Source organism: Dietzia sp. CW19 (genome assembly GCF_014145265.1).
In the GTDB taxonomy this organism is placed as follows: domain Bacteria; phylum Actinomycetota; class Actinomycetes; order Mycobacteriales; family Mycobacteriaceae; genus Dietzia; species Dietzia natronolimnaea.
This window is the reverse complement of record NZ_JAALEE010000328.1, coordinates 1-3,119: the sequence shown is the minus strand read 5'-3', so window position 1 is coordinate 3,119 and position 3,119 is coordinate 1. Positions and strand designations below refer to the sequence as shown.

The 3,119-nt window shown below is 71.1% G+C and carries 3 protein-coding genes; 1 reads left to right on the top strand and 2 read right to left on the bottom strand.

Features of this window, described 5'->3' with window-relative positions; translation table 11 throughout:
- Positions 1-10 precede the first annotated feature (10 nt).
- Positions 11-613: a TetR/AcrR family transcriptional regulator gene (locus G6021_RS10260; protein WP_179524815.1), complete on the bottom strand. Its 603-nt coding sequence runs from the start codon at positions 611-613 to the stop codon at positions 11-13.
- Positions 614-770: 157 nt separating this feature from the next.
- Here G6021_RS10260 and G6021_RS10255 point away from each other — a divergent pair, with 157 nt between their 5' ends.
- A complete protein-coding gene (locus tag G6021_RS10255; protein ID WP_179524814.1) occupies positions 771-1,931 on the top strand; it encodes an acyl-CoA dehydrogenase family protein in 1,161 nt (386 codons plus the stop codon).
- A 10-nt stretch (positions 1,932-1,941) separates the two neighbouring features.
- Here G6021_RS10255 and G6021_RS10250 read toward each other — a convergent pair whose 3' ends face one another.
- Entirely contained in the window at positions 1,942-3,048 is a 1,107-nt protein-coding gene (locus G6021_RS10250) for an FAD-dependent oxidoreductase (RefSeq protein WP_182641224.1), read from the bottom strand.
- Positions 3,049-3,119 lie beyond the last annotated feature (71 nt).

The window sequence follows — 3,119 nt, the reverse complement described above, 5'->3', positions numbered from 1 at the left end:
CCCCTCGACCTCAGTGCCCCTCGACCGTGATCCTGATCGAGGGGCACTCGCCCGGGTCGCCACCGATATGCGCCCAGATGGCCTCGACCACGGGCCGGAGGAACAACTCCCCCACCTGGTCGACGAGCGTCCGGACCACCTGGACCTTGTCCGAGGTCCGCGTGGAGGCGAGACCCCCGCGCCGCAGCCCCTCGACCTCCCTGGTGGTGAGGTCGACGATCGCCTCCAGCAGCGGGGCCCCGCGGCCGTCGGGCTCCAGCAGGGCCCGGTTGAGGTAGCTCACGAGCTGCGGGTTCTGCCGGAGCATCTCGCGGACGGCGACGTTCCGGGCCTCCACCACCTCCGCGGCCGTCCCGGTGTGCTCCACCGTCGACAACGCCCCGACCACCCGCTCCACCACGAGATCGTCCACGGCGCGGCGCAGGCCGTCCTTGGTGCCGAAGTGGTGCTGGATCAGTCCGATCGTCACCCCGACCTCGGCGGCCACCCGGCGCATCGAGACCCTGTCCTCGCCGTACTCGGCGTACAGGGCCAGTGCGGCGTAGCGGATCCGCGCCCGCGCCGTGAGGTCCCCGTCCGCGGCCACGCCCCGGTCGGCAGTGGTTCCGGCCATGCGCCCCACCCCTTCCCCGCCCTCGAACGGCGTCTGCGTTCGGTCGATGCCTGAGACGATACCGCGACAATACGATTGCATAGCAAAGCATGCACTCGTATTGTGGTGGTCGAGCGGGGCCGCCCGGGCCCACGCGACCGACCCCTGGAGACTCCCCGTGTTCGAGACCGCCCCCTACCGCTCCCCGTGGATGACCGACGACCTGGACGCCCTCCGCGCCCACACGCGTGCGTTCCTGGACAAGGAGACCGCGCCGAACCTCGAGCGGTGGGCCGCCGAGGGCGCCGTGGACCGCGGGTTCTGGAACAAGGCCGGCGATGCGGGCCTGCTGTGCATCTCCATCCCCGAGGAGTACGGCGGCGGCGGGGGCACGTTCGCGCACGAGACGGTCATCGCCGAGGAGCAGACCCGCGCGCTCGACGACGGCTGGGGCAACTCGGTCCACAGCACGATCGTGGCCCACTACCTGCTCCAGTACGGAACGGAGGAGCAGAAGACCCGCTTCCTGCCCAAGCTCGCCACCGGCGAGATGGTGGGGGCGATCGCCATGACCGAGCCCGGAGCGGGGTCCGACCTCCAGGCGCTGCGCACCACGGCGGTCCGGGACGGCGACGACCTGGTGGTCAACGGCGCCAAGACGTTCATCTCGAACGGCATGCACTGCGACCTGCTGATCATCGTGGCCCGCACCGGCGGCGAGGGCGCCCAGGGGTTGTCCCTGCTCCTCGCCGAGACCACCGACCTGCCGGGTTTCGACCGCGGTCGCAAGCTCGACAAGATCGGTCTGAAGTACCAGGACACGATGGAGCTGTTCTTCGACGACATGCGGATCCCCGCCGCCAACATCCTCGGCGGCGAGGAGGGTGAGGGCCAGGGCTTCATCCAGCTCATGCAGCAGTTGCCCCAGGAGCGGCTCATCATCGCCGTCACCGCCGTGGCGGCGGCCGAGACCGCGGTCCGGCTCGCGATCGACTACGCCAAGGAGCGCGAGGCGTTCGGCAAGCCCATCCTGAAGTTCCAGAACCTCCGCTTCGAGCTGGCCGAGTGCAAGACCGAGGCCCTGGCCGCGCGCACCCTCCTGGACCACTGCATCACCCTGCACCTGGAGGGCAAGCTGGACCCGGCCACGGCGTCCATGGCCAAGTACTTCTGCACCGACAAGCAGTGCGAGATCATCGACCGCTGCCTGCAGGTCTTCGGCGGCTACGGCTTCATGACCGAGTACCCGATCGCGCGGATGTACGCCTCCGCCCGCGTGCAGAAGATCTACGGCGGGACCAACGAGATCATGAAGGAACTGATCTCCCGGACGCTCTGATCACGGCTCTTCAGATTTCGGTCGTGATCGCACGGACGGCGTCACGGCCCGCCCGGTTGGCCCCCACGGTCGACTGGGACGGGCCGTAGCCGATCAGGAACAGCTGCGGCTCGTCGAGCGCCCGTCCGTCGACCACACGGATCCCCCCGGCCGGGGTGCGCAGACCGAGCGGCGCCAGGTGGGAGACGGCGGGCCGGAACCCGGTGGCCCACAGGATCGCGTCGGCGGGTTCGAGCGTCCCGTCCGGCATCCGCACCCCGTCGGGCTCGATCCGGGTGAACATCGGGTGTCGGACGAGCGCCCCGCGGGCCTCCGCGCGATCGATCCACGGGGTGCGGTACATGCCGGTCACCCGGATCACGCTCTCCGGCGCCAGCCCCATGGCCGTGCGCTCGGCGACCGCGGAGATGGCGGCCGAGAAGTTCTCCGGGGGCGGTCCCGTGGCCCACTCGATCTCCCGTCGGGTCACCCAGAAGGTGTCGGCCACGCGCGAGATCGCCTCGAGCAGTTGGGTCGCCGAGATCCCCGAGCCCACGACCACCACGCGCTGCCCGGCGAACTCCTCGGCCCGGACGTAGTCGTGGACGTGGACGTGTCGCCCGCGGAAGTCCTCGCGGCCGGGGTAGTGCGGCCAGAAGGGTCGCGTCCACGTCCCCGTGGCGTTGATGACGAACCGCGCGTGCCACACCTCGTCGTCGTCACCGGCCCCGTCGGACCGGGTGGTGACGACGACGAGGCGGCCGTCTCCCGTGCCGTCCCGCCGGTCCGGGGTGCGGCGCACCTGCCGCACCCACACCGGTCGCCTGACCCCCAGCGAGAACCGCTCCTCGTAGTCGGCGAAGTAGGCGGGCAACACCTCCCGGCTGGGCAGTGCGGGATCCACCTCGGGCACCGGGACGCCCGGGAGCCCGAAGATCCCGTTGACGGTGCTCATGGTGAGCGACTCCCACCGGTGCCGCCACGCCCCGCCGGGGCCGTCCTCGCCGTCGAGCATGACGTAGGTCCGATCGCCGGCGGTGGACCGGTCGGCGGGGACGAAGCCCCGGCGCTGCAGGTGGTACCCGGCGGTCAGTCCGGCCTGCCCCGCACCGATCACCACCACGTCGACGTCGATCATCACGACATCATCGTCGCGCACCGGCCTCGGGGCGGGTGACCGGGCGGGTGGCCGGGCGGGTCATGCGGGAG

Coding starts and splice junctions, on each gene's coding strand:
- G6021_RS10260 (WP_179524815.1), bottom strand. CDS start 613: ATGGCCGGAACCACTGCCGACCGGGGCGTGGCCGCGGACGGGGACCTC.
- G6021_RS10250 (WP_182641224.1), bottom strand. CDS start 3,048: ATGATCGACGTCGACGTGGTGGTGATCGGTGCGGGGCAGGCCGGACTG.